Genomic DNA, 25,625 nt, shown 5'->3' with positions numbered 1-25,625 from the left:
ATGTCGCGCATCGTTTACGTCAACGGGGAGTTCGTGCCCGAGGAAGACGCCAAAATCTCGGTTTTCGACCGGGGGTTCCTGTTCGCGGACGGGGTCTACGAGGTGACGTCGGTCCTGGATGGCAAGCTGGTGGACTTTCCCGGTCACATGACCCGGCTGGGCCGCTCGCTGTCCGAATTGCAGATGGACACGCCGGTTTCGCAGGAGGAGATGGAGGCGATCCACCGCCGCCTGATTGCCGATAACGATCTGGTTGAGGGGATGATCTACCTCCAGGTCACGCGCGGCGCGGCGGATCGCGATTTCGCGTTTCCCAAGGATACGAAACCCTCGCTGGTGCTGTTCACGCAGGCCAGGGATCTGGTGAATGCCCCGGCGGCGGCCACGGGTCTGAAAATCGCGTTCGTCGATGACATTCGCTGGGGCCGGCGCGACATCAAGACGGTGCAGTTGCTCGCCCCGTCACTGTGCAAGATGGCCGCGAAGGCGCTGGGATGCGACGACGCGTGGATGGTTGAGGATGGGCACATCACCGAGGGAACATCCAACAACGCCTATATCGTGACCAAGGACGGGGCCATCGTCACCCGCAACCTCAGCAATTCGATCCTGCACGGCATCACCCGCGCCGCCGTCCTGCAACTGGCGGCGGAGGCGCAGATCCGGGTGGAGGAACGCGCCTTTACGCCGGATGAGGCGCGCGACGCGCAGGAGGCCTTCGTGACGGCCGCGTCCTCCTTCGTCATGCCGGTGGTCGAGGTTGACGGCGTCACGCTGGGCAATGGCAAGCCCGGCCCGATCGCGAAACGCCTGCGGGAATTGTACGTCGCCCAAGCGCGGGCCGCCGCGATCTGAGCGAACAGGCCTGCGGCACTGCGCAGTGATGCGCTGTGCCGATGACCTTCTTAGGCATTGGCAGTGGGTATTCGTGCGCCTTTGGCGGGGCTTATCAATCCGCCTTTGGCAGTGTTATTTAGTGCGCCTTTGGCAGTACTTATCAATGCGCCTTTGGCGCAGTGGCGAAGGCCGCCTTCTGCGCGTCCGTCGCTTCGGATTGATATTTCTCGACCCATTCGGAATAGGGCATGCCATAAACGATTTCGCGCCCCTCGGTCTTGTCCATCTCGATGCCTCGGGCGTTGGCCTCCTCCTGATACCAGCGGCTCAGGCAATTCCGACAAAACCCGGTCAGGTTCATCATGTCGATGTTCTGCACGTCGGTGCGGCTGCGCAGATGATCGCGCAGGCGGCGAAAGGCGGCGGCTTCGAGTTCGATTTGCGTCCGGTCGTCCATGTCAGTCCTCCGTTTCATTCTCGATGTAGGGCGGCACGGGCCCGTATTTCCAGTAGCCCGACCGATTACAGACCCGACACGATCCGTTCGAGATGCGGCGCAAGCCGTGCTGCCCAGGCGTTCTGTCCGGCTTCATCCGCGATCAGATCGTTGCGAATCTCGATCAGAACATTGGGAAGCCCCTGTTGCATCGCGTGTCGGTCTTGACTGTCGTCGCCATATTTACCGGGATACGGTTCGTTGTTCCCCACGCAGAACCCCTCCGCCTGCAGGGCCGCGATGATCGGCAGAGCCATGCGCCCGTCGATTTCATCCCACAGGATGCCGACATGCCACGGGCGGGGCGGACGCCCGATCAATTGCGGGGTGTAGGAGTGTATCGCGACGATGGCCGGAGTGATGCCCCCAGCGCGGCTTCGCGCGATGTGGGTGTCGATGGCGTCATGATAGGGGCGAAAATAGGCCTCGATCCGGCGTGCGACCTCTGCGGCATCGGCATGGCGATTCCCCTCGATGACGGAGCGGTCGTAGATGCGGCGCACAAGTGTCGGATCACGCTCCGACCTGTTGGGGTCGATCACGATGCGGCTGAACCGCGACAGGATCGCCGTGGCCCCCAGCGTGTCGGCCAGCGCGAGCGTGACGCCCCGCGCCCCCACGTCGTAGGCGATGTGCCGTGCCATGTCCTGTTCGCTGAGCCCGATATCGCCGATGGCGTCGGGCACGCGGTTTGAGGCATGATCGCAGGTCAGGATGATCCGTTCGTTCGAGCCGCCTTGGTGAATCTCGTGGCTGTCAAGGATCATCTGGGCCGCTCCGGTCTGATTGTTTTCGGTGTGTAGCGCCGGGAGAGATGCTATTCCAGTCGTACAGCCCTCAAAAAGACAGGATATGTCCTGCTTTTTGCGCGACATGACAGGTTTGGACCAGTAAAGACCGAGGCGACCGAACCGCTTTGAGCTTCCGGCTCCGGACAAAAGGAATACGATATGAAACGCGACCGCCGAGTGAAAATCGTGGCTACCCTTGGCCCTGCATCCTCGAGCCGCGCCATGATAAAGGCCCTGTTCGTCACAGGTGCCGATGTGTTCCGCCTGAACATGAGCCATGGCAGTCATGAGGAAATCGCCGAGCGGCACCAGCTGATCCGTGAAATTGAGCATGAGATGGGCCGCCCCATCTGCATTCTGGCCGACCTTCAGGGGCCCAAGCTGCGCTGCGGCACCTTCGCCGATGGCCCGGTGGAGTTGGAGGAGGGGCAGTCCTTCCGTTTCGATCTGGACGATGCCGCAGGCGACGCGACGCGCGTGCAGCTGCCGCACCGTGAGATCTTCGAGGCTTTGCAGGAGGGGTCCACCCTTCTGGTGAACGACGGAAAGATCCGCCTGCGTGTGAAATCATGCGACAGCGAAAGCGCCGATTGCGTGGTCGAGGTCGGCGGAGAGATCTCCAACCGCAAGGGCGTGAACGTGCCCGACGTGGTTCTGCCCCTCGCCGCGTTGAGCGAGAAGGACCGCGCCGATCTTGAATTCGTCTGTGAGCTGGGCGTGGACTGGCTGGCGTTGAGCTTCGTCCAGCGGGCCGAGGATGTGATGGAGGCCCGCAGCCTGGCCAAGGGTCGTGCGGCGCTGATCGCCAAGATCGAAAAGCCCGCCGCCGTGCATGCATTCGATGAAATCCTGGAGGCAAGCGACGGTATCATGGTCGCGCGCGGCGATCTGGGCGTGGAACTGCCGGTTCAGGCTGTTCCTCCGATCCAGAAGAAGTTGATTCGAAAGTGCCGCGAACTGGGCAAGCCGGTGATCGTCGCCACTCAGATGATGGAGAGCATGATCTCCGCCCCTGTTCCGACCCGCGCCGAAGTTTCCGACGTGGCCCACGCGATCTACGAAGGGGCCGACGCGGTCATGCTGTCTGCGGAATCGGCCGCCGGCGATTACCCGGTGGAGGCGGTTCAGACCATGAACAACGTCGCGGTCGAGGTTGAGCAGGACGAGGTCTATCGCCAGATCATCGAAGCCAGCCGCACCCGCGCCAGCCGCGGCATGGCCGATGCGATCACCACCGCCGCGCGTGAAGTCGCGGAAACGATCGAGGTCAAGGCGATCTGTTCGTTCACCCAATCGGGCACGACGGCGATCCTGGCAAGCCGCGAAAAACCGCGCGTACCCGTCATCGCGCTGACGCCGCTGATTGGCACGGCACGCCGGCTCAGCCTGGTGTGGGGGCTGCACTGTGTCGTCACCTCACCTGTGGACCGGTTCAAACTGGCCGTCGTCGCCGCCGTGCGTGCCGCGGTCAGCGAGGGGTTCGCGGATGAGAGCGACAAGATCATCGTAACGGCGGGCGTGCCCTTCAACACACCGGGCACGACGAACATCCTGCGTGTCGCGCCCTGTCGTGAGAAGGAAATCTATGAGGGTGAGCAGGGATGACTGGTCTGCTCTGGCTGCTGTTCGCCTTTGGCCTCGCGACGCTGGGCATGATCGGCCGTTCGGTCGAGGCGCTGGTCGGTGGGCAGCGGACATTGGTCCGGGCCGCCGGATGGTCCGGCCTCGCCCTTGGGATGGGCCTGTATATCGAACTGGCCACACCCGCGCCCGCCAGTTTCACCGCCGTCATGCATGCGCTGATCCGGGTGGCCGCTGAAATCTTCTGATGCGCGCGGGGCTGCAGGCCATCGCCGCTTGCACTTCACGCCCCGCGGCCCTATAGCAACCGCTCAATCCCGATGCGCCCGGCGAACAAGGGCTGCCGAGTCGCATCATCACGACCTCTTCGAAAGGAGATCGAAATGCCCAAGATGAAGACCAAGTCGAGCGCGAAGAAGCGCTTCAAGATGACCGCCTCCGGTCGCGTGAAAGCTGGCCAGGCAGGCAAGCGTCACGGCATGATCAAGCGTACCCGCAAATTCATCCGCAACGCGCGCGGCACCACCATCCTGTCCAAGCAGGATGAAGGTATCGTGAAGACGTACATGCCGTATAACCGCTGATAGGAGGGCGCATAAATGTCACGAGTCAAGTCTGGTACCGTTACCCACGCCCGCCACAAGAAGGTCCTGAAAAAGGCCAAAGGTTATTACGGCGCGCGTTCCACCAATTTCCGCACCGCAACCCAGGCGGTCGACAAGGCGCAACAATATGCGACCCGCGACCGCAAGGCGCGCAAGCGGTCCTTCCGCGCGTTGTGGATCCAGCGGATCAACGCCGGCGTTCGCGCCCATGACGAGGCGCTGACCTACAGCCGCTTCATCAACGGTCTGAACCTGGCGGGCATCGAAGTGGACCGTAAGGTTCTGGCCGATCTGGCAGTGCATGAGCCCGACGCGTTCAACGCGATCGTGGATCAGGCCAAGGCGGCCATCCCCGCCGCTGCATAAAACCGCAGTCGCAGATATTACGAAAGGCTCCGTTGCGAAAGCAGCGGGGCCTTTTGCGTTTGGTGTTCCTTTTTGCTCGCTTTTGCGTTGCTCGCTCTTCCAACGTCGAAATCGTGGCTGAGCTTGCATTCGGACGTCTATGTGGTACCTCCGGCGCACGTTCAGACTGAGGGCCACATGACCGATCTCGACACTTTGCGCCAAAGCTGGCTGACCCGCATCGCCGACGCCTCCGATGAAGCCGCGCTGGAGGAGGCGCGCGTCGCCGCCATCGGCAAGAAGGGGGAGGTCAGCCTGAAAATGCGCGAACTGGGCAAGATGTCGCCCGAGGAGCGTCAGACCGCCGGTCCCGCGCTCAACGCGCTCAAGAACGAACTAACCTCCGCCCTGGCGGCCCGCAAGGAAAGCTTCGCCAACGCCGCGCTGGAGGAGCGTTTGCGCTCCGAATGGATGGATGTCAGCCTCAGCCCGCGCCCGATGCGCCAGGGCTCGATCCACCCGATCAGCCAAGTGACCGAGGAGGTTACGGCGATTTTCGCGGACATGGGCTATTCCGTGGCCGAGGGTCCGCAGATCGAGACGGACTGGTACAATTTCGACGCGCTCAACATACCGTCTCACCACCCCGCGCGGGCGGAGATGGACACGTTCTACACCGCACGGGCCGAGGGCGACGACCGACCGCCGCACGTCCTGCGCACCCACACCTCCCCGGTGCAGATTAGGCACATGCAAAAGCACAGCGCGCCCTGCCGCATCATCGCGCCGGGCCGCGTCTATCGCGCCGATTACGACCAGACCCACACGCCGATGTTCCATCAGGTCGAGGGGCTGGCCCTGGGCGAAGACATCTCCATGGCGAATCTGAAATGGACGCTGGAGGAATTCTTCTCCGCCTTCTTCGGACGTGAGGTTCGCACCCGGTTTCGCGCCTCGCACTTTCCGTTCACCGAACCCTCGGCCGAGGTCGATATCCAGTGTTCGTGGGAAAACGGTCAGGTCCGCGTGGGCGAAGGCGACAGCTGGCTCGAAGTCCTCGGCTCCGGCATGGTCCACCCGCATGTGCTGAAGTCCGGCGGCATCGACACGACGAAGTTTCAGGGCTTCGCCTTCGGCATGGGCATCGACCGGATGGCGATGCTGAAATACGGCATCCCCGACCTGCGCGCCTTCTTCGACAGCGACCTGCGCTGGCTGCGCCACTACGGCTTCAGCGCACTGGACCGCCCGATGGTGCAGGCTGGGGTTTGAATGAAACGTGACGATGATCTGATCTGTAGTCTCCTCCTTGAAATAGAGGAGTCCGACAGCCTTGGTATGATGCGTGACATTGCCGTCAGTTATGTCAAACAAGAAGCGGCTGAGAAGCTGGGGATAAAGTTATGAAATTCACCCTGAACTGGCTGAAGGATCACCTCGATACCGAGGCGTCCCTCGATGAAATCCTCGATGCGCTGACCGATCTGGGGTTGGAGGTTGAGGGCGTGGACGATCCTGCCGATCGCCTCGGCACCTTCCGCATCGGCTACGTCAAGGCGGCTGAGAGCCATCCCGACGCCGATCGCCTGCGCGTGTGCACGGTCGAGACTCACAAGGGTGAGCAGCAGATCATCTGCGGGGCGCCCAATGCCCGCGCGGGGATCAAGGTCGTGGTGGCCCAACCCGGCGACTATATTCCCGGCCTCGACACCACCATTCAGGTTGGCAAGATCCGGGGTGTCGAAAGCCACGGGATGATGGCGTCCGAGCGGGAGTTGGAACTGTCGGACGAGCATGACGGCATCATCGAGCTGCCCGAAACAGCCGAGGTTGGTCAGCGCTACATCGACTTCGCCGGCATGAACGACCCGACCATCGAGATCGCGATTACTCCAAACCGGCCCGACGCGCTGGGTGTGTGGGGCGTGGCGCGTGACCTTGCCGCACGCGGCATCGGCACGCTCAAGCCCGCCGGGGTGGCGCAGATCAACGGCACGTTCGACAGCCCCATTGGCGTTTCGCTGACCGATGAGGTGGCGGGCGGCGCGTGCCCGTTGTTCACGGGGCGAATGATCCGGGGCGTCACGAACGGACCGTCGCCCAAATGGATGCAGCAACGCCTGATTGCCATCGGCCTGCGTCCGATTTCGGCGCTCGTCGATATCACCAACTACGTGACCTATGACCGCGCCCGTCCGCTGCACGTCTTCGATGCTGGCAAGGTGACGGGCGACATCCACGTACGCTTCGGCAAGGAGGGGGAGAGTATCCTCGCCCTTGATGGCAAGGAATATGCCCTGACCCCCGAAATGACCGTCGTCGCAGACGATGCCGGGGCCGAGGGGATCGGCGGCGTGATGGGCGGTGAGGTGACCGGCTGCACGGCGGACACGACGGATGTTTTCGTCGAATCCGCTTGGTTCGATCCGGTGCGAACAGCGCATACCGGGCGCGCGCTCAAGATCAATTCCGACGCGCGCTACCGGTTTGAGCGGGGCGTCGATCCGGCCTTCACCCGCGACGGGATCGAGCTTGCGACCAAGCTGATCCTCGACATCTGCGGCGGTACGCCCTCGGAGATCGTGCAGGCAGGCGCGGTGCCCGATACCGCGCGCAGCTATACGCTGGATCCGACACGAGTCGTCAGCCTGGTGGGGATGGAGATCGCGCGCACCGAGCAAATCCGCATTCTCGAAGCTCTCGGCTTCGCCTGCAAGGACAGCGGCACCACGGTCGAGGTGGCGGTGCCCTCATGGCGCCCCGACGTGCATGGTGAGGCCGATCTGGTCGAGGAAGTCGCCCGTGTCGCCTCTCTCACCAAACTCGAAGGCAAGCCGATGCCCCGCCTGTCGCCCGGCGTGGCGCAACCGGTGCAAACGCCGATGCAAACCCGCCTGATCGCCGCGCGGCGCAAGGTTGCCAGCCTGGGCTACAACGAATGCGTCACCTACAGCTTTATCCAGCAGGATCACGCGGCGCTGTTCGGCGGGGGCGGTGAGGACGTCCGGCTTGAAAACCCCATTAGTTCCGAGATGAGCCACATGCGCCCCGACTTGCTGCCCGGCCTGCTGACCGCTGCGGCGCGCAATCAGGCGCGGGGCTATGCCGATCTGGCCCTGTTCGAGGCGGGCATCGCCTTTGACGGGGGGGAGCCGGGGGACGAGGTGCTTTCCGTCTCCGGCCTGCTGACCGGGCACACCGCGCCGCGCAACGCGCATGGCACGCGTCGGGCCGTGGACCTCTATGATGCGAAGGCGGATGTGGAGGCACTGCTGGCGGAGCTTGGTGCGCCGGTTGATCGCCTGATGCCCCTGCGCAACGCGCCTGACTGGTTCCATCCCGGCCGGTCCGCAGTGCTGGGTCTGGGGCCGAAGAACCCTCTCGCGGTGTTCGGAGAACTGCACCCGCGCGTCGTCTCCGCGATGGGGATCAAGGGGGCGGCGGTGGCCTTCACAATGTTCCCGGCCAAGGTACCGTTCCCCAAGCAGAAAACCTCCACCCGCGCCGCGCTGGTATTGGCAGACCTGCAACCAGTGGAACGCGATTTCGCCTTTGTCGTCGACGCCGACGTCGAGGCGGACAAGCTGGTGCGTGCAGCGAAGGGTGCGGACAAGAAGCTGATTGCCGATGTCAGCGTCTTCGACGTGTTCGGCGGGGAAAAGGCCGCCGCGCAGATGGGTGAGGGGCGCAAATCCGTGGCCATCGCCGTGCGCCTGCAACCCACCGACGCGACCCTGACCGACAAGGAGATCGAGGCCGTCAGCGCCAAGGTCATCGCCGCCGTGGGCAAGGCGACGGGCGGAACCCTCCGCGGCTAGGCCCGCATCTCATTCAGACCCGCAGGGGCATCCCGTCAGAGATGCCCCTTTAGCGCAGCGCTCATCAACTGCCGGGTATAGGGATGTTGTGGGCGGTCGAAGATCGTGGCGACGTCGCCTTCCTCCACCACATCGCCGCGCTTCATCACCATCACGCGGTGGCTCATCGCGCGCACGACCTTCAGATCGTGACTTATGAAGATATAGGCGAGGCCGTAGCGGGCCTGCAAATCGCGCAGCAATGCCACGATCTGTACCTGCACCGTCATGTCCAGCGCCGAGGTCGGCTCATCCAGCACGACGACCTTGGGCCGCAGGATCATCGCCCGCGCGATGGCGATGCGTTGTCGCTGGCCACCGGAGAATTCGTGCGGGTAGCGGTCCATCGCGGCGGGGTCGATCCCGACTTCCTCCAACATGTCCGCGACGAGCTGGCGCCGATCCGCCTTGGCCGTGGTGCCGTGTACGCCCAGACCCTCTGCCACGATCTCCACCACGCTCATCCGGGGTGAGAGGGAGCCGAACGGGTCCTGAAACACCATCTGGATGTCGGCGCGCACGGGGCGCAGCGCCCGGTTCTTGAGCCCCTGAATGTCCCGCCCCAGCAGCACGATCGGCCCGTCGGAGGAGATCAGACGCATGACCGCCAGGGCCAGCGTCGTCTTGCCCGATCCTGATTCCCCGACCACGCCCAGCGTTTCCCCCGCGCGCAGGCGGATCGTGGCCGCGTTCACGGCCTTCACATGGCTGGTGGTCCGCTTGAGCAGGCCCGTCTTGACCGGAAACCAGATGCGCAGATCTTCGGTCCGCACCAGTTCGGGTGCATCGTCGGGGATCGGGGCAGGGGCGCCCGATGGCTCCGCCCCCAACAGCTTGCGCGTGTAATCATGTTGCGGATCGTCGAAAACCTGATGCGTCGGCCCGGTTTCGACGATCACACCATCCTTCATCACGCAGACCCGATCCGCGATGGAGCGCACGATGGTCAGGTCATGGGTGATGAACAACATGCCCATCCCCTCATCGCGTTGCAGCGTCTTGAGCAGGTCGAGAATCTGCGCCTGAATGGTAACGTCCAGCGCGGTCGTCGGCTCATCCGCGACCAGCAGCTTCGGCCCATTGGCCAGCGCCATCGCAATCATCACACGCTGCCGCTGTCCGCCCGACAATTCATGCGGATAGCTGTTCAGCCGTTCTTGCGGGCTCACGATGCCCACACGGTCGAGCAATTCGATGATCCGCTTGCGCGCGGCCGAACCGCTCAACCCCTGATGCAGCGCGAGGCTCTCGCCCAACTGCTTTTCCAGCGTGTGCAACGGGTTGAGCGAGGTCAGGGGTTCCTGAAAGATAAAGCTGATCTCGTTGCCGCGAATCTCACGCAGGGTCTTGTCGCTGGCACCGATGATTTCGCGCCCCTGAAACGTGACGGAGCCCTCGACCGTCGCCACATCCGGCAGCAGATCGACGGTGGACAGGGCCGTCAACGATTTGCCCGACCCGGATTCACCGACCAGCGCGACCGTTTCCCCCGCCTCGACTGCGAAGCTGACGCCCTTGACCGCCTGCATTTCGCCGAAGGACACGCGCAGGTTACCGACTTCCAGCAAACTCATGCCAGCACCTTGCGCGGATCGAACGCGTCCCGCACCCCTTCAAAGACGAAAACCAGCAGCGACAGCAGGATCGCGAAGGTAAAGAACGCGGTGAAGCCCAGCCAGCTTGCGTGCAAATTCTCCTTCGCCTGCAATGTCAGCTCCCCCAGCGAGGGGTAGTTGGATGGCAGGCCGAAGCCCAGATAGTCGAGCGTGGCCAGCCCGCTGATCGAACTGGTGATCAGAAACGGCATCAACGTCACCGTCGCCACCATCGCGTTCGGCAGGATGTGGCGGAACATGATGACCCGGTCACTGACGCCGAGCGCGCGTGCCGCCCTGACATACTCGAAATTGCGGGCGCGCAGGAACTCCGCCCGCACCACACCGACCAATGCAGTCCATGAAAACAGCGACATCAGGCCGACCAGCAGCCAGAAATTCATGGTGAAGATCGCAGCCGCGATGATGATGACATAGAGAAACGGTGTCCCGCCCCAGATCTCGATGAAGCGTTGGAACAACAGGTCCGTCCAGCCGCCGAAATAGCCCTGGATCGCCCCCGCCGCGATGCCGATGACGGACGATATTCCAACCGTTGCGATGGCGAACAACAGTGATGTGCGCACGCCGTAAATCACGCGCGCCAGCACGTCGCGCGTCGTGTCGTCGGTGCCCAGCCAGTGATTCGCGTCGGGTGGGCTGGGCGCGCGGAACACGTCGTCGTTTACGGTGTCGAAGGAATAGGGGATCGGGGGCCAGACGATCCAGCCTGCCTCGATCGGGGCACCTGCGACGGTGCCGCTCTCGGCCTCGGCCAGAATCTCCTCCGGCTCGTAATAGCAATCCTCGATCCCGCCGGTGCGGATCAGGCACTGGATCGCCTGATCCTTGAAATCGACGTTCAGGCCGGGATCGCCGCCGAAATCCGATTCCTCATAGGTGCCCGCGAAAACGGGGAAGCTGATTTCCCCGCGAAAGGACACGACCAGCGGTTTGTCGTTGGCGATCAGTTCAGCGAACAGCGACAGGACGAACAGGGTGAGGAAAATCCACAGCGACCAGAAGGCGCGACGGTTCGATCTGAACGCCGCGATGCGTCGTTTTTGCAGGGGATTGAGTGTCATGTATTCCGGCTCTCGAAATCAATGCGCGGATCGACGAGGACATACATCAGATCCGACAGGATACCGACGATCAGACCGACCAGACCGAAGAAGAACAACGTCCCGAACACCACCGGATAATCGCGCCCCACCGCAGCCTGAAAGCCGAGCAGTCCCAGACCGTCGAGCGAAAAAATCGTCTCGATGATCAGGCTACCGGCAAAGAAGACCGACAGGAACAGCCCTGGAAAACCCGCGATGATGATCAGCATGGCATTGCGGAACACGTGCCCGTACAGCACTTGCCGTTCGCCCAGCCCCTTGGCGCGGGCGGTCATCACGTATTGCTTGCGAATCTCGTCGAGGAACGAATTCTTGGTCAGCAGGGTCAGGGTGGCGAAGCTGGCAATCGTCGTCGCCGTCACCGGCAGGGCGATGTGCCAGAAATAGTCGAGCACCTTTCCCACCAGGCTCAGCTGATCGAAATTGGCCGAGGTCAGCCCCCGTGCGGGGAAAATCTGGAAATACGAACCGCCCGCAAACAGGACCAGCAGCATGATCGCGAACAGAAAACCCGGGATAGCATAGGCAACGATGATGATGCCCGAGGTCCAGGTGTCGAAGCGTGATCCGTCCCTGACCGCCTTTCGAATGCCCAGCGGGATCGAGATCAGATAGGCGATCATCGTGGACCACAATCCCAGAGAGATCGAAACCGGCATCTTTTCCAGCACCAGATCGACAACGGAGATGGAGCGCTGGTAGCTCTCCCCGAAATCGAAGCGCATGTAGTCCCACATCATGTTGAAGAACCGTTCCAGCGGCGGTTTGTCGAGACCGTATTGCGCCTCCAGCTCCGCGATGAAATCGGCGGGCAGGCCGCGTGCGCCCTGATAGTCCACATCGCCGCTCTGCCCGACATCGCCACCCGCACCGCCGGTGATGCGGTCGGTGACGCCGCCCTCGCCATTGATCTCGGCTATGATCTGCTCGATCGGGCCGCCGGGCACGAATTGGACCAGTGCGAAATTGATCACCATGATCCCGAACAGGGTGGGTATGATCAGCAGCAGACGTCTTAGGATATAGGCCCCCATGATGGATCAGAGCACCCCAGCCGCGCGCAGAACCTCGGCCTTGTCCTCATCCCACCACCACGCATCTGTGTTGATCGAGAAGGGCGGCTGCACCTCGGGTCGGGAATAGACATCGAGATAGGCGATGAAGTGACGGCCGCTGTAGAATTGCGGAATCCAGATATGCAGGCTGCGCAGCACCCGGTCCAATGCCCGAACCCGCACGTTCAACTCTTCACGGTTCTCCGCATGCGCGATCTGTTCGATCAGGTGGTCCACACCCTCATTTTGCAGGCCCATGATATTGGAGGTGTCCGGCTCGTTCGCGGAGGTAGAGCCGAAGATGCCGACCAGCTCCTGCCCCGGTGTCAGACCCATCCTGTAGCGGCGGGCGGTCAGATCGAACTCGAAGTTCTTTTCGCGCTCGGCTGCTTGCGCCTGATCGATGACGGGGGCATCGACGCGAATTCCCAAGCGTTCCAGATTCTGGATGAAGGGGTTGATGATCCGCTCGAACGCGCGGCTGTCGTTGAGGAATTCGATCACGAAGGGTTCACCGTGTTCATTGACCAGGACACCGTCCTGCAACGAATAGCCCGCCTCACGCATCAACGCCGCGGCCTGCCGCAGGACGCGACGGTCCAACTGCACCGGCTCGGACACGATGGGGGTGTAGGCGGGTTCGGTGAACACGCTGTCGGGTACCATGCCGCGCACAGGCTCCAGCACTGCCAGTTCCTCCTCCGAGGGCAATCCCTCGGCCTGAAGATACGAGTTTTCCCAGAAGCTGTCGGTGCGCTGATACAGGTCGTAGAACAGGGAATCGTTCGACCATTCGAAGTTGAACATCATCGCAATGGCCTGCCGGACGCGGGGGTCCTGAAACTTTTCGCGCCGCATGTTGAACCACCAGCCCTGCGTGCCGGTCGGGGTTCCGTCGATCAGTTCCTCACGCATGACCCAACCGTTCTGGATCGCGGGGAAGTCGTAGGCCGTTGCCCATAGACGCGAGGAATTCTCAGCGCGGAAGGTATAGCCGAGCGCCTTGAACTGCTCGAACGCGACGGTTGAATCCGCGTAATATTCGATACGTTGCTGATCGAAATTGTTCCGGCCGACATTCACCGGCAGATCGGCGCCCCAGTAATCCTCGACCCGCTCATAGAGGATGTAACGCCCGCCGTCGGTCTCCTGCAACTTGTAGGGGCCTGAGCCGGGAACAGGCTCCATGCTCGATTCGGCGAAGTCGTTTTCCGCCAGCCATGCGGAGGGAAAGATCGGCAGGCCGCCCACCATGCTTGGCATGTCGCGCAGCGGCGCATCCGGGCGGAAGGTGTATTTCAGGCGTCGCTCGTCCAGCACCTCGACACTCTCGACATCGCGAAACAGGCTGAGGCGATAGGTCGGGCGTCCCTTTTCGTAGAGCGCCTGATAGGAATCCGCCACGTCTTGCGCGGTGATCGGCGTGCCGTCGTGGAACCGGGCCTCAGGGCGGATGTTGAAGATGATCCACTCGCGGCTTTCGGGATATTCGATGGTTTCGGCCACCAGACCGTACAGCGCGTCCGGCTCATCAGCCGAACCTGTCATGAGCGAATCGTACAGCATGCTCGCGGAACTGGCCGCATTGCCCAGCAGGATGTAGGGACGCAACGAATCAAATGTGCCAAGGCCCCATGTCGTGAAATACCCGCCCTTAGGTGCGTCGGGGTTCACGTAGTCGAAATGCTCGAAATCGGGCCCGTATTTCAATTCCCCGAACGAGGAAATTCCGTGCGCGGTGATGATCTCCTCATGCCTCTCCGCGCGCAGCGATGTCGTGGTGAGCGTCAGGCCCACCGCAAGTGCCACCAGCCCGCTCATCCATCGCCGCGCCTTTGAAGGGTCACTGGTCAGAACCTGTGAATTCATCTGCTTCGGTCGAAGTCTGATCATACGGTGTCGCCTTCCGCGATAGGAGATTTGCCCATGTCCCAATGGTTAGGTCGCTGCACCGATAAGAGCAAGACGCGAAGCCATGAAGCCTGCGTGATCGCCGGACCTTACTGTCACGCCGTTCGGGGGGTATCGCATGAAAAAGGCCACCCCGCAGGGTGGCCTTCGATCTCTCGCTCGGTCGGGGCTCGGTCGGGGGGCTTACTGCGAAGCCGCCTCCAGATAGGCGATGACGTTCGCACGATCCTGGTCACGACGCATCCCGGCATAGGCCATCTTGGTCCCGGGAAGCCAGCTGCGAGGCGCGGTCAGGTACGCGTCGAGGTTCTCGTAAGTCCAGGCACCGTCCTTTTCCGCCATGGCGGAGGAGTAGTTGAAATCCTCGACGGAGCCGATGTCGCGGTCGATCACGCCGTACAGCGAAGGTCCGACGCGGTTTACGCCTTCTTCCACGACATGACAGGCGCGGCAGGCACGGAACGCACGCTCACCATCCTCGGCGGAGGCATTCGCCATGAAGGCGGGCATGTCGGCTGCGCCACTCTCAACCGGTGCAGCCTCAACCGATGCGGTTTCGCTTGCGGGGGCGGGAGCGGCTGGCGCGGCGGCCTCCTCTTCCTCGATTGCGTCCACCGCCGGCGCGGTTTCCTCCTCTGCCGGTGCGACTTCCTCGACCGGTGCAGCTTCCTCTACCGGCGCGGCTTCTTCGACGGGAGCGGTCTCTACCTCGGCGCTGTCGGACTGCTCTTCGACCTCTGTCGGAACGCTGGTCACTTCAGCGTCATTCGTCTGGTCGGTTTCTGTCGCTTCGGTTGCTTCCTCGCCCTCGACGGTGGCGTCACCCTCAACGGCTGCCTCGCCGTCGATGGCATCAACGCCCTCGATCATTTGCTCGGCGGGCTCCACCAGGGAATCGGTGGTGGAATCGGCAGTCTCCTCAACCGCTTCTTCGGACTCTTCTTCGACTGGCGCTTCCTCGGTCGGCGCTTCTTCGACGGCGGTCGTCTCTTCGAGGGTTTCCTCGCCTTCCACGACTGCATCCTCGGTTGCGGTGTCTTCGACAGCGGCTTCCTCGGTCGCGGGCTCTTCCTCGGGCAACACGATGAAGTCTTCGAGGGTCTGACCCGACGCTTCGACCAGATAGGCGATGATGTCGGCGCGATCCCCGGCGCGGCTCATGCCGTTATAGCCCATCTTCGTGCCCGGCGCCCAGCCGCGCGGGTTCTCGATGAAGTGGGAGAAGTTCTCAGCCGTCCATGTTCCGTCGATTGTGAGCAGCGCATCGGAATAGGCGAAACCGTCCACCGCAGCGATATCGCGGCCGATCACGTTCAGCAGGTAGGGGCCGACCTTGTTGGCTTCCTCTGTTGCGGTGTGGCAGGCGGCGCAGGCGCGGAACAGACCTTCGCCATTCTCGGCGGAAGCGGTGACGAGCAGTTCACCGATGCTCGGGCCTTCGTCGACCTCGGCGACTTCGGCGTCGCCCTCGGGCAGGGCGATCTCGTAGGCGAGGTGCGCCTCGTCATGCCCGCCTTCACCCAGGCCGTAGACGAGGTCACCGACCCACGAAAACAACAGAAGGGTCAACACGGCGCCCAGAACGCCTGCGATGATCTTGTTTAGTTCCAGACTGTCCATGCGACGGTGCCTTCCTGAAAATCTGACACACCCAAAGCGGAGCGACCGCAGGGCGCGAAAATTCTATCTCGCGTGTAGTACCCGTTCCCCGACAGCTTTTTCAAGGTATAGAAGGCGCGACCATGCGCCAACATGTTACCGGCGCGACTTTCCATGCAGGACGAATGAAATGACGGGCACGCAAACGAAAACCGGGTTGATCTCCTTTCAGGGCGAACTGGGCGCCTATTCCCATCAGGCGTGCCGGGAAATGTACCCCAATATGGAGCCCTTGCCCTGCGCGACCTTCGAAGCTGCAATAGAAGCTGTCCGCAAAGGCAATGCTGACCTGGGGATGATCGCGGTCGAGAACTCAACCTACGGGCGCGTCGCGGATGTGCATCAGCTTCTGCCCGAGAGTGGCCTGCGTATCGTGGGCGAACATTTCGTGCGGGTTCATATCAACCTTCTGGGCGTACCGGGCGCGAAGCTGGAGGACGTGCGTGAGGCGATGAGTCACACCGTTCTGTTGGGCCAGTGCCGCGAATTCCTCAACGCCTACGGTATCACGCCCGTGACCGGTGCCGATACTGCGGGGTCCGCCCGCGCGGTGGCGGAGAAGGGCAACGCCGCGCTGGCCGGCCTGGCATCGGAACTGGCGGGCGAGATCTACGGCCTGGAGCTGTTGGCCCGCCATATCGAGGATGCGCAGAACAACACGACCCGATTCATCGTCATGGCCCCCGAAGGGCTGATGCCGGAACCGTCCGCTCGACCGATGATGACCAGCTTTCTGTTTCGTGTGCGCAACATCCCCGCCGCGCTTTACAAGGCGATGGGGGGATTCGCGACCAATGGCGTCAACATGACCAAGCTGGAAAGCTACATGACCGACGGGTCCTTCACCGCGACGCAATTCTTTGCCGAGGTGGATGGCCATCCCGACGATCCCGCCGTCGCGCGCGCGTTGGAGGAACTGGAATATTTCACGTCCTCGCTCGAAATCCTCGGAGTTTATCCGAAAAGCAAATTCCGGCTGGAATGAGTTGCCCCGTGGCTTGCCGCCCGCGAAACCTGCGACTGCGCTAACTGGCCAATGTTGTAACCTGCACACGCGTTCAGTTACGGTGAGGGCAGCAAAGGATATGGGGCATGGCGAGGAAAAGTGGATCGAGTGGTGAAAAAACCCGCGCGATGGTCGAGGAGGCCGCGACCCGTCTGATTGCGCGCCATGGTTTCGCCGCCGTCTCCATGCGTCAGATCGCGCGGGAGGTCGGCGTGCAGGCCGGGGCGCTGTATCTCTATACGCCTGACAAACAAAGCCTTCTCAAGGATATCATGCGGGGGCATCTGCAACATCTGCTTGAAAGTTGGGCCGCCCAAGCGCCCGATCCCGATCTGCCCGCCGCCGCACGGCTGGAGCGTTTCGTGCGGTTCCACATCGACTATCATATCCTGCGCGCCGAGAAGGTTTTCATCTCGTACATGGAACTTCGCAATCTGGACTGCGATAATTTCGCGGAAATCGAGCGGCTGCGCAGATCATATGAGCATATCCTGGAGGAAATCCTGATCAGCGGCGCGGCGGAGGGCGTTTTTCACCACACGGATACGCGCCTGACGACACTGGCCATGATCGCGATGATGACGGGGGTCTCCACCTGGTATCGCGATGATGGCCGCTTGCCGCCCGATGCGATCACGACGCGCTATGTCGATATGGCGTTCCGGCTGGCCGGTGGTGAGCCGCTGGCAGAGGCCGCGGAGTGAGCGCACGCTACGAGCTGATCGGTCTGACCGCATCACCCTATTCGATGAAGACGCGGGCCTTGATGCGCTATCGCAGGATCCCCTTCGACTGGATCGTTGAACTGCCGCAACTGACCGGACGTAAAGTTGATGTCTCTCCGATTCTGCTGCCCGTGCTGCGGCATCCTATGGGGCGGGACATGACTGATTCGACCTCCATCGCATTGGTTCTGGAACAGGAAATCGTCAACCAACGCAGCGTTCTACCGCCCGCAGATGCCGCGTTCCTGTGCGCGTTGATCGAGGATATGGCCGACGAATGGCTGACCAAGGCGATGTTCTGGTATCGCTGGCGCGATGCGGCCTCCGCCGATTTCGCGACCGGGTGGCTGACGGCAGAGGTTGGCGCCGCAATCGCGCAGCCCATGGCGGGCACCTTGTCCCAAACCTTGCGCAACCGTCAGATGGGGCGGATGCCGATGGTCGGGGCAACGGCCGAAAACGGACCGACGATCGAGGCGGGCTATCGCGCGATTCTGGGGGCGATGCGCGCGATCTGCGCCACGGGCTTCCTGTTCGGCTCCCGGCCCAGCCTCGCCGATTTCGCCCTGTACGGGCAGCTCAGCCAGCTTGCCAGCGATCCCGGCCCCTCGCAGATCATGCACGATACCGCGCCCGAGGTTCTGCACTGGCTGCGGCGGATCGACGACGCGTCCGGCTTGCACGGCGATTGGACGGAGGACCGATCGGCCCTGACGGATCTGCTGACCATCGTCGGGGGCGATTATCTGCCTTTTCTCAGAGCGAATGCCGCTGCCCTCGAAAAAGGGGCGACATGGTTCGACGTGGACCTTGCCTCCGGCAGATTTGGCGGCGCACCGTTTCGCTGGCAGGGGAAATGTCTGGCGCGATTGCGCGACCTCTACGTTTCTGCCGATCTCGGCAATCCGGTTCGCGATCTTCTGGCGCGAACCGGATGCCGCGATGTGCTCGAAGGCTAGCGCCGCTGGCGATCAGCCCTGGCCCGGGCCTTGGGGTCGCTTTCGAACAGAGCGGCGAGCTGCTCCGTCATGGCACCTGCCAGTTGTTCCACATCCGTGATCGTGACGGCGCGCTGATAATAGCGGGTCACGTCGTGACCGATGCCGATTGCCAGCAATTCCACCTGCTTGCGCCGCTCGATCATCGCGATCACATCGCGCAGGTGCTTTTCCAGATAGTTCGGAGGATTGGCGCTGAGCGTGGAATCGTCCACCGGTGCGCCGTCCGAGATCACCATCATGATGCGTCGCGCCTCGGGTCGGGCCGTCAGTCGTTTATGTGCCCATTCCAGCGCCTCGCCGTCGATGTTCTCCTTCAGCAGGCCTTCCTTCATCATCAGGCCCAGATTCGGGCGAACCCGCCGCCAGGGGGCATCCGCCCGCTTGTAGACGACGTGGCGCAAGTCGTTGAGCCGCCCCGGATTTCCCGGGCGACCGGCTTGCAGCCATTTCTCACGGCTTTGCCCGCCCTTCCACGCACGGGTGGTAAAGCCGAGGATCTCGACCTTGACCTGACACCGCTCCAGCGTCTGGCTGAGGACATCCGCGCAGATCGCGGCGATGGAGATCGGGCGCCCGCGCATCGAACCGGAATTATCCAGCAGCAGCGTGACGACCGTATCGCGAAATTCGGTGTCCTGCTCGACCTTGAAGCTCAGCGGCATCGTCGGATTCGCCACCACTCGGGCCAGACGTCCGGCATCCAGAACGCCTTCCTCCTGATCGAAATCCCATGAACGGTTCTGCTGCGCCTGAAGCCGCCGTTGCAGGCGATTGGCCAGACGGCTGACCGCGCCCTTGAGCGGTTCCAACTGCTGATCGAGATAGGCGCGAAGGCGTTCAAGCTCCTCCGGCCCGGCCAGATCCTCCGCCGCGATCTCCTCATCGAAGGTGGTGTCGTAGACCTTGTAGCCCGGATCCGCCTCGCTGATGGGCGGGGGGGGGGTGTCGGCGGGCGGTTCGCCCTCCTGCATCTGGGCCTCTTCTGTCACTTCCGCGTCGTCGGCATCCTCCTGCGCAACTTGGGATTCGGCCGCATCCGGGTCGGTTTCGGACTGCTCCTCCGAGGTTTCGTCGGAACTGTCGCTGTCCTGCTGCTCGTCGCCCTGATCGTCCTGCGATTGGGGGTTTTCCTCCTCCTCGGCCTCGGTCCCCTCATCCTCGGGGTCGTCGGAGCCGTCGGGGTCGTCGCCCAGTTCCTCACCATAGCCCAAATCGTCGATCACCTTGCGGGAGAAGCGGGCGAAGGCCTTCTGATCCGTAAGCACATCGTCAAGGTCGCCCAGCGTTCCGCCGGCCTGACCCTCCAGAAATCCACGCCACAGCTCCATCACGTTCGCCGCACCGGGCGGCAGATCGCGCCCGGTTGCCAGATGCCGCACGAGGTATCCGGCCGCATCGGCGAGCGGGGCCTGCGATGCCTCGGTTATATCGCTGTATCCCATCTTTTTCGCATCCGCCGCGATCTTGGCGTCGATATTGCCCGCACATCCTGGCATCGCGCGGGTTCCCACGGCCTCGCACCGGGCGGTTTCCATCGCCTCGTATATGTCGCGCGCGGTTTCCCCTTGCGGCGAATACCGCGAATGCGTCGCGGAATTGTGGAAGCGTGTGCGCAGCGCATAGGCATCCGCTACACCGCGTGCCAGCATGACCTCGTCCCGGGTCATGCGCCGCGTGACCTGGGGCAGCCGGGCGGAATCGTTGGTCAAGCCGGGTGGGTCCACGGAATACGTGACCTTCATTTCCGGTTCATCCGCGAGGGTTCGGGTCGCCTCCGCCAAGGCTTTCTTGAACGGATCGGCGGGGTTGTCGGTGGGTTTCATGGGGCCTCCGCCGGGTCGAAAATCAGGTGGCTGCGCTGGGGTCGCTGTGCGACTACGCTGTGTAGGGCGAGTGTCTTATTCATCTGTTCCGAACATTTCCGGATCATCCTGTCCCAATTGCTCGCTCAATGACGGGCGTTCAAGGGGGGCGTCCCCCTGCATCAGCCGGGCACAGGCAAGCGTATCGAGCCTGCGCAGCGGCGTGGCGAAATACGACCCCGTGCGGGTTTGCGCGTTTTCCCATTCTGTCATGTATTGCCGGGCGACTTCCAGAATGGAATCGCCACTTTCCCGCTCCGCCGCCTCCTGAGACAGGCCAGCGGCCAGCCTTTCCTCGATCACGGCGGTGGTAAACTGCGAAAACCGTTGCCGGTGGGCGTGGGCAAGCTGCGGGTTGATCTCGTTCGCGGCGAGGATGGTCACTAAACTGGATTCGAATGCCGCGCACCGGTCCAGCATTTCGATCCGGGTGGCACCGTCCCGGCGCATCTGTGTCAGCGGCGGCATCGTTCGCGGGGAGCCATCTGTTTCAGCAGGGGCGATGATCACGGGCGCCAGCATCGGATCGGCGGCCATTTCACGCTGCATGGGGGTCAGATTCGGGTTCGTCAGATTGAGGACACGCGGCCCGCCGGTGGCAGGGACCTCTCCCAACTGCTCGGTCGCTTCGGATGAAAACAGCGGCGGGCGTTGCCCGTCGTTGGCATTGGGAACGTCTATGATCAGCGGGCCGTCCTGCGCGGCCATCGGTTGCGCGAGGGCCAGCATCACAAGGGCAGGGTAAAGGCGTCGCATGTCAGGTGCTCCATCCACGGACGACCGAAATGCCACCCTCCTGCTAGGAACGCTCGCACGGGGGCGTTCGTTCACCGGCAGGACGCGGGGACGCTTCACCCCAGGCTGACGCTGGCGGCGCTTTCGGGCAATTCCTCATCAAAGCAGCGCTGATAGAATTCCGCCACGGTCTGCCGCTCCAGCTCATCACACTTGTTCAGGAAGGTCAGGCGGAACGCGAAGCCGACATCGCCGAAGATGCGGGCATTTTCCGCCCAAGCGATCACCGTGCGCGGCGACATGACGGTGGAGATGTCGCCGTTCATGAAGGCCGTCCGCGTCAGATCCGCGACCGTGACCATCTGCGCGATGGTCCTTTGCCCCTGCGCATTCTGATAGGTCGGGCTCTTCTCGACCACGATGTTCGTTTCGGCATCGTGGGGCAGATAGTTCAGCGTGGCGACCAGCGACCAGCGATCCATCTGACCCTGGTTGATCTGCTGCGTGCCGTGATACAGGCCCGTCGTATCGCCCAGACCGACAGTGTTGGCCGTGGCGAACAGCCGGAAATAGGGGTTCGGCGTGATGACCTCGTTCTGGTCGAGCAGCGTCAGCTTGCCGTCCTTTTCCAGCACACGCTGGATCACGAACATCACGTCGGGGCGGCCAGCGTCGTATTCGTCAAACACGATCGCGGTGGGATTGCGCAGCGCCCAGGGCAGGATGCCCTCCTGAAACTCTGTGACCTGCACGCCGTCCTTGAGCTTGATCGCATCCTTGCCGATCAGGTCGATCCGGCTGATATGGCTGTCCAGGTTCACCCGAACGCAGGGCCAGTGCAGGCGCGCGGCGACCTGTTCGATATGTGTGGATTTGCCGGTGCCGTGATAGCCTTGGATCATCACGCGGCGATTGTGGGCGAAGCCTGCCAGAATGGCGAGGGTGGTGTCGCGGTCAAACTGATAGGTCGGATCGACCTCGGGGACGCGATCGCTGACCGCCTCGAATCCCTTGACCGTCATGTCGCTGTCGATGCCAAAGGCGTCGCGCACGGAAACTTCGCGGGTCGGTGTCTCGTTCATCGGGGTCGCTCCGTCGGCCATGTCTTATCCTCTCGCGCGCAAAATCGCGCCTTTGTCGGTGATTTCAGCGGTTCGTGCAAGGCCGCGCGGCCCTCTGTCACTCCGTCTCGGCGGTTTCGTCGGGGTCGGCCTTGCCCACGCCCTTGAACACATTCTTGAATGGCAACGCCCACGCGACGCCAAGGAAGGCGTAGATCAGCAATTCGATCAGGATCGGCAGACGGGGCAAGGCGCCCATGATCGCCCAGGCCACCAGGACGTATAGCGGCAGACCGACCAGCAGGAGGAAGATCGACCAGCGCCGACGGGATTTGTAAGACATGCTCATGCCCGCTGAGATAGCGTCGCGGACAGGGTTTGAACAGGGGCCGAAACGTGACGTGAGGACGCGCCACCCGGTTGGGGGCGCTTGATGCGGTCGGAGCGTCGAAATATCCCCGCTGCCGGGGGTGCGAAAACCTGGCGTCACGCTTATGTTCGGCCCAGACCCTTATGGCCCCGATGGAGAATGCTCATGGATACCGATCTGCTGAAACGCCTGTGTGAAACCCCCGGCGTGCCGGGACGTGAAAATCGCGTGCGCGACCTCATCATGGCCGAGATCGAGGGGCTGGTGGACGAAGTTACCGTCGATCCGATGGGCAGCCTGATGGCCAAGCGGAACGGACCGGGCAAGCGGGTGATGATGCTGTGCCACATGGATGAGATCGGCTTTCTGGTCAGCCATATCAGCGAGGAAGGCTGGATCTACGTCAATCCGGTTGGCGGCTTCGACAACCGCAACCTGTTCTCACGCCGGGTTCTGGTCTGCACCAAGGATGGCGACATCAAGGGCGTGATGAATCCGGGCGGCAAGCCGGTGCACATCGCCTCGCCCGAGGATCGCAAGAAGATCCCCGAAATCTCGGAGTTCTTCGTGGATATCGGCCTGGGTAAGGCCGCTGCCGACAAGGTGCAGGTCGGCGATTACGTCGTGATGGACGAGCCATTTCTGGAGATGGGCGACAAGGTCGTGTCCAAGGCGCTGGACAACCGCATTGCCTGCTGGCTGGGCATCGAGGCATTGCGCGCCGCCAAGGAAAGCGGCCATGAATGTGAGTTGCACGTCGTGTTCACCGTGCAGGAGGAAGTCGGCCTGCGCGGCGCGCGCACCGCAACCCATGCGATCCAGCCCGAAATCGGCTTTGGCATCGACACCACGCTGTCATGCGACACGCCCGGCGTTCCGAAACCGCAAGCGGTGACGGAGCAGGGCAAGGGCTTCGGGATGCACATCAAGGATGGCAGCTTCATCGCTGACATCGCCCTGGTTGAGGAGATTGAGGCGCTGGCCCGCAGCAAGGACATTCCGTTCCAGCGCACCATTCTGGCCGCGGGCGGTCAGGACGGTGCGGCGGCGCAACAGGCCGCATCGGGCGCGCGGGCCGTCGGCATCGTCGTGGGAACCCGTTATATCCACACGGTCACCGAAATGATCGACAAGGGCGACCTGATCGCGGCGCGTGACATCCTCGCCGCCTGGGTTGCGGCGAACTGAGCTTGCGGATCGCGCAACGTCCTTCGCCCAATCATGGCGACCGGCGGGGGCAGGTGCCCTCACTGGTCGTCATCCACTACACGGCGATGAACAGTGCGGAGGACGCGATTTGCCGCTTGTGCGCGACTGAACATCAGGTCTCCGCCCATTATGTCATCGGGCGGGAAGGCGATGTATCGCAGCTGGTCGCGGAGGATCGCCGCGCCTGGCACGCCGGCGCCGGGCGGTGGGGGCGGATCACCGATGTGAACTCCCACTCCATCGGCATAGAGCTGGACAATAACGGCACCTCACCCTTTCCCGATGCTCAGATGCGCGCACTGGATGACCTGTTGCGCGGCATTCGGGCGCGCTGGAACATCTCCAAGGAAAATGTGATTGGGCATTCCGATCTGGCACCGGGCCGCAAGAGCGATCCGGGGCCGCTGTTCGACTGGGGCAGGCTGGCCCGACAAGGCCATGCCCTGTGGGTGCCGGAGGGGGAGGCGCAGGTCGCTGATTTTCGCAGCGCCGCACGGAACGCAGGCTGGACTGCGGACGCTTCCGATGCGGTTCTGCTGGACGCCATCCGCCTGCGCCACCGCCCCGAGGCTCGCGGGCTGCCGCTGGATGCGCGGGACATGTTCATCCTGCGCTGGCTGGGCGATGCCACAGCACGGCGCGGGCCGGAGGATATTCTCGGCACCTATGAACGGCAGGCTCGCCACTTCGACGCGAAACGGTCGCGTGGCGGGATGGAGGACGGATGGCTCACCAAATTCGCGGGTTTGCTGCCTGACGGTCCGATCCTCGATCTGGGATGCGGCGCAGGCGCGCCGATCGCGGAATGGTTCGCGGCGCGGGGCCGTGGCGTAACAGGAGTGGACGGAGCCGCCGCCATGTTGGCCCTCGCGGCACAGCGGATGCCGGAACAGGACTGGATTCAGGCGGATATGCGCGGGCTGGCGCTGAACCGGCAGTTTGCGGGGCTGATCGCGTGGAACAGCTTCTTTCATCTGACGCCCCACGATCAGGCGGCGATGTTCCCGATCTTCGCGGCGCATCTCTCGCCAGGCGGACCGTTGATGTTCACATGCGGCCCCGCCGCCGGTGAGACATGGGGGCAGGTGGGCGGTGAAGATGTCTATCACGCCAGCCTGTCGCCCGACGCCTATCGCGATCTGCTGGATCGCCACGGTTTCGAGGTGGTGGATTTCGTGGTCGAGGATCCCGACTGCAACAGGCACAGCGTCTGCCTGGCGCGCAAATGTCAGGATTCGTCGCGGGCTACCAGCATGGTCTGAAGGATATCGGCCATGTTCTTGGTCTGCTGCGCGTGGGCCGTACCGCCGACGCCCAGACGCCGGCCGCGCTGCCACCACAGCCCCGGCACCCAGTGTCGCGGCCGGGCGTCCCGCAGCAACAGGACAAAACCGTTCGAGGGCTTCAGCGCGAACAGCCCCCGGTCGATCCTTACGATCTCCTCCAAGGATGTCAGCACGGTGCCTTCCTCGTCGATCAGAGCGTCCTGCGTCAGGTGAATGGATTTATGCCCCGCCCGCGCCAGCCGCCGGGACTGCCACAATGCCACGCCGCCAAGGCCGATCAGCAACAGCAACGACAGCGGTGACGAAGGGGGGGACAGGATCGCGACGCTCAACAGCGCGGCCCCCAGTCCTGCCGTGACGATGACCCCCGCCCAGCGGCGTAGCGGCGATACCTCGATACTGTGGATGATTTCTGACTGGGTCATCGGTGCCTCCTGCTGCGCGGCAGGGTTACGGTCTGCGGCGGGCGCCGTCACCTGTTTTCGTTACGGATGGCGATTTCGGCATCCCT

General features: G+C 62.9%; 25 protein-coding genes. 13 read left to right on the top strand and 12 right to left on the bottom strand.

Annotated features, from left to right (window positions below; genetic code table 11):
* Positions 1 to 855 (top strand): D-amino-acid transaminase, encoded by an 855-nt coding sequence (locus tag G8E03_RS13985; protein WP_166193189.1) that lies wholly within the window; start codon positions 1 to 3, stop codon positions 853 to 855.
* Between the two features lie 142 nt (positions 856 to 997).
* Here G8E03_RS13985 and G8E03_RS13980 read toward each other — a convergent pair whose 3' ends face one another.
* Together G8E03_RS13980 and G8E03_RS13975 are read right to left on the bottom strand one after the other, a co-directional pair.
* A complete protein-coding gene (locus G8E03_RS13980) occupies positions 998 to 1,294 on the bottom strand; it encodes a DUF1244 domain-containing protein (protein WP_166193185.1) in 297 nt (98 codons plus the stop codon).
* 65 nt (positions 1,295 to 1,359) lie between these two features.
* Entirely contained in the window at positions 1,360 to 2,100 is a 741-nt protein-coding gene (locus G8E03_RS13975) for an N-formylglutamate amidohydrolase (protein ID WP_166193182.1), read from the bottom strand.
* A gap of 183 nt (positions 2,101 to 2,283) precedes the next feature.
* Between G8E03_RS13975 and pyk the strand changes: the two genes are divergently transcribed.
* From pyk to pheT, 7 genes are all read left to right on the top strand, one after another.
* The gene (gene pyk / locus G8E03_RS13970) at positions 2,284 to 3,729 is read left to right on the top strand and encodes a pyruvate kinase (RefSeq protein ID WP_166193179.1); all 1,446 of its coding nucleotides are present in this window, start codon (positions 2,284 to 2,286) and stop codon (positions 3,727 to 3,729) included.
* Positions 3,726 to 3,953, top strand: a complete 228-nt coding sequence (locus G8E03_RS13965; protein ID WP_166193176.1) for a hypothetical protein — start codon at positions 3,726 to 3,728, stop codon at positions 3,951 to 3,953. The genes pyk and G8E03_RS13965 overlap by 4 nt, the downstream gene beginning before the upstream one ends.
* Before the next feature lie 135 nt (positions 3,954 to 4,088).
* Positions 4,089 to 4,289: a 50S ribosomal protein L35 gene (gene rpmI, locus G8E03_RS13960; protein ID WP_166193173.1), complete on the top strand. Its 201-nt coding sequence runs from the start codon at positions 4,089 to 4,091 to the stop codon at positions 4,287 to 4,289.
* Between the two features lie 15 nt (positions 4,290 to 4,304).
* Entirely contained in the window at positions 4,305 to 4,676 is a 372-nt protein-coding gene (rplT, locus tag G8E03_RS13955; RefSeq protein ID WP_166193170.1) for a 50S ribosomal protein L20, read from the top strand.
* A 177-nt stretch (positions 4,677 to 4,853) separates the two neighbouring features.
* Positions 4,854 to 5,927: a phenylalanine--tRNA ligase subunit alpha gene (gene pheS, locus G8E03_RS13950; protein ID WP_166193167.1), complete on the top strand. Its 1,074-nt coding sequence runs from the start codon at positions 4,854 to 4,856 to the stop codon at positions 5,925 to 5,927.
* Positions 5,928 to 6,062 carry a hypothetical protein gene (locus G8E03_RS17610; RefSeq protein ID WP_283811446.1) on the top strand — a complete coding sequence of 45 codons (135 nt, stop codon included), beginning with the start codon at positions 5,928 to 5,930 and terminating at the stop codon, positions 6,060 to 6,062.
* A complete protein-coding gene (gene pheT / locus G8E03_RS13945) occupies positions 6,059 to 8,473 on the top strand; it encodes a phenylalanine--tRNA ligase subunit beta (RefSeq protein ID WP_166193164.1) in 2,415 nt (804 codons plus the stop codon). The genes G8E03_RS17610 and pheT overlap by 4 nt, the downstream gene beginning before the upstream one ends.
* A 35-nt stretch (positions 8,474 to 8,508) precedes the next feature.
* On the opposite strand, the gene G8E03_RS13940 is transcribed toward pheT, so the two are convergent.
* The 5 genes from G8E03_RS13940 to G8E03_RS13920 all read right to left on the bottom strand — a co-directional run bounded on the left by G8E03_RS13940 (position 8,509) and on the right by G8E03_RS13920 (position 15,820).
* Positions 8,509 to 10,086 carry an ABC transporter ATP-binding protein gene (locus G8E03_RS13940; protein ID WP_166193161.1) on the bottom strand — a complete coding sequence of 526 codons (1,578 nt, stop codon included), beginning with the start codon at positions 10,084 to 10,086 and terminating at the stop codon, positions 8,509 to 8,511.
* Complete coding sequence (locus tag G8E03_RS13935; protein WP_166193158.1) at positions 10,083 to 11,192, bottom strand: ABC transporter permease; 1,110 nt, start codon at positions 11,190 to 11,192, stop codon at positions 10,083 to 10,085. Before G8E03_RS13935 ends, G8E03_RS13940 begins: the two co-directional genes overlap by 4 nt.
* A complete protein-coding gene (locus tag G8E03_RS13930; protein ID WP_166193155.1) occupies positions 11,189 to 12,268 on the bottom strand; it encodes a microcin C ABC transporter permease YejB in 1,080 nt (359 codons plus the stop codon). The genes G8E03_RS13935 and G8E03_RS13930 overlap by 4 nt, the downstream gene beginning before the upstream one ends.
* 6 nt (positions 12,269 to 12,274) lie before the next feature.
* Positions 12,275 to 14,182 carry an extracellular solute-binding protein gene (locus G8E03_RS13925; protein ID WP_240910368.1) on the bottom strand — a complete coding sequence of 636 codons (1,908 nt, stop codon included), beginning with the start codon at positions 14,180 to 14,182 and terminating at the stop codon, positions 12,275 to 12,277.
* A gap of 201 nt (positions 14,183 to 14,383) precedes the next feature.
* Positions 14,384 to 15,820 carry a c-type cytochrome gene (locus G8E03_RS13920; protein WP_166193152.1) on the bottom strand — a complete coding sequence of 479 codons (1,437 nt, stop codon included), beginning with the start codon at positions 15,818 to 15,820 and terminating at the stop codon, positions 14,384 to 14,386.
* Positions 15,821 to 15,989: 169 nt separating this feature from the next.
* Between G8E03_RS13920 and G8E03_RS13915 the strand changes: the two genes are divergently transcribed.
* The 3 genes from G8E03_RS13915 (at position 15,990) to G8E03_RS13905 (ending at position 18,549) form a co-directional block, all read left to right on the top strand.
* On the top strand, positions 15,990 to 16,844 hold the full coding sequence (locus G8E03_RS13915; RefSeq protein WP_166193149.1) for a prephenate dehydratase: 855 nt from the start codon (positions 15,990 to 15,992) through the stop codon (positions 16,842 to 16,844).
* 107 nt (positions 16,845 to 16,951) lie between these two features.
* Complete coding sequence (locus tag G8E03_RS13910; RefSeq protein WP_166193146.1) at positions 16,952 to 17,569, top strand: TetR/AcrR family transcriptional regulator; 618 nt, start codon at positions 16,952 to 16,954, stop codon at positions 17,567 to 17,569.
* Positions 17,566 to 18,549 carry a glutathione S-transferase C-terminal domain-containing protein gene (locus tag G8E03_RS13905; protein ID WP_166193143.1) on the top strand — a complete coding sequence of 328 codons (984 nt, stop codon included), beginning with the start codon at positions 17,566 to 17,568 and terminating at the stop codon, positions 18,547 to 18,549. The genes G8E03_RS13910 and G8E03_RS13905 overlap by 4 nt, the downstream gene beginning before the upstream one ends.
* Here G8E03_RS13905 and cobT read toward each other — a convergent pair.
* The 4 genes from cobT to G8E03_RS13885 form a co-directional block, all read right to left on the bottom strand.
* The gene (gene cobT, locus G8E03_RS13900) at positions 18,546 to 20,414 is read right to left on the bottom strand and encodes a cobaltochelatase subunit CobT (RefSeq protein ID WP_166193140.1); all 1,869 of its coding nucleotides are present in this window, start codon (positions 20,412 to 20,414) and stop codon (positions 18,546 to 18,548) included. The two genes, G8E03_RS13905 and cobT, sit on opposite strands and share 4 nt — an antisense overlap.
* Positions 20,415 to 20,489: 75 nt before the next feature.
* Positions 20,490 to 21,209: a hypothetical protein gene (locus tag G8E03_RS13895; RefSeq protein WP_166193137.1), complete on the bottom strand. Its 720-nt coding sequence runs from the start codon at positions 21,207 to 21,209 to the stop codon at positions 20,490 to 20,492.
* Positions 21,210 to 21,304: 95 nt separating this feature from the next.
* A complete protein-coding gene (gene cobS / locus G8E03_RS13890; RefSeq protein WP_166193134.1) occupies positions 21,305 to 22,291 on the bottom strand; it encodes a cobaltochelatase subunit CobS in 987 nt (328 codons plus the stop codon).
* A gap of 76 nt (positions 22,292 to 22,367) precedes the next feature.
* Entirely contained in the window at positions 22,368 to 22,592 is a 225-nt protein-coding gene (locus G8E03_RS13885; RefSeq protein ID WP_347340504.1) for a DUF2842 domain-containing protein, read from the bottom strand.
* A gap of 192 nt (positions 22,593 to 22,784) precedes the next feature.
* Between G8E03_RS13885 and G8E03_RS13880 the strand changes: the two genes are divergently transcribed.
* Entirely contained in the window at positions 22,785 to 23,807 is a 1,023-nt protein-coding gene (locus tag G8E03_RS13880) for a M42 family metallopeptidase (RefSeq protein ID WP_166193128.1), read from the top strand.
* 2 nt (positions 23,808 to 23,809) lie between these two features.
* Positions 23,810 to 25,090 (top strand): N-acetylmuramoyl-L-alanine amidase, encoded by a 1,281-nt coding sequence (locus tag G8E03_RS17655; RefSeq protein WP_347340503.1) that lies wholly within the window; start codon positions 23,810 to 23,812, stop codon positions 25,088 to 25,090.
* On the opposite strand, the gene G8E03_RS13870 is transcribed toward G8E03_RS17655, so the two are convergent.
* Positions 25,057 to 25,539, bottom strand: coding sequence for a hypothetical protein (locus tag G8E03_RS13870; protein ID WP_166193125.1), 483 nt, complete (start codon positions 25,537 to 25,539; stop codon positions 25,057 to 25,059). The genes G8E03_RS17655 and G8E03_RS13870 overlap by 34 nt on opposite strands.
* Positions 25,540 to 25,625: the final 86 nt, after the last annotated feature.

The organism is Pontivivens nitratireducens (genome assembly GCF_011290545.1).
Lineage (GTDB): Bacteria > Pseudomonadota > Alphaproteobacteria > Rhodobacterales > Rhodobacteraceae > Pontivivens > Pontivivens nitratireducens.
Note: the sequence above shows the minus strand (reverse complement) of the source record. Positions and strands in the feature narration are given on the sequence as shown.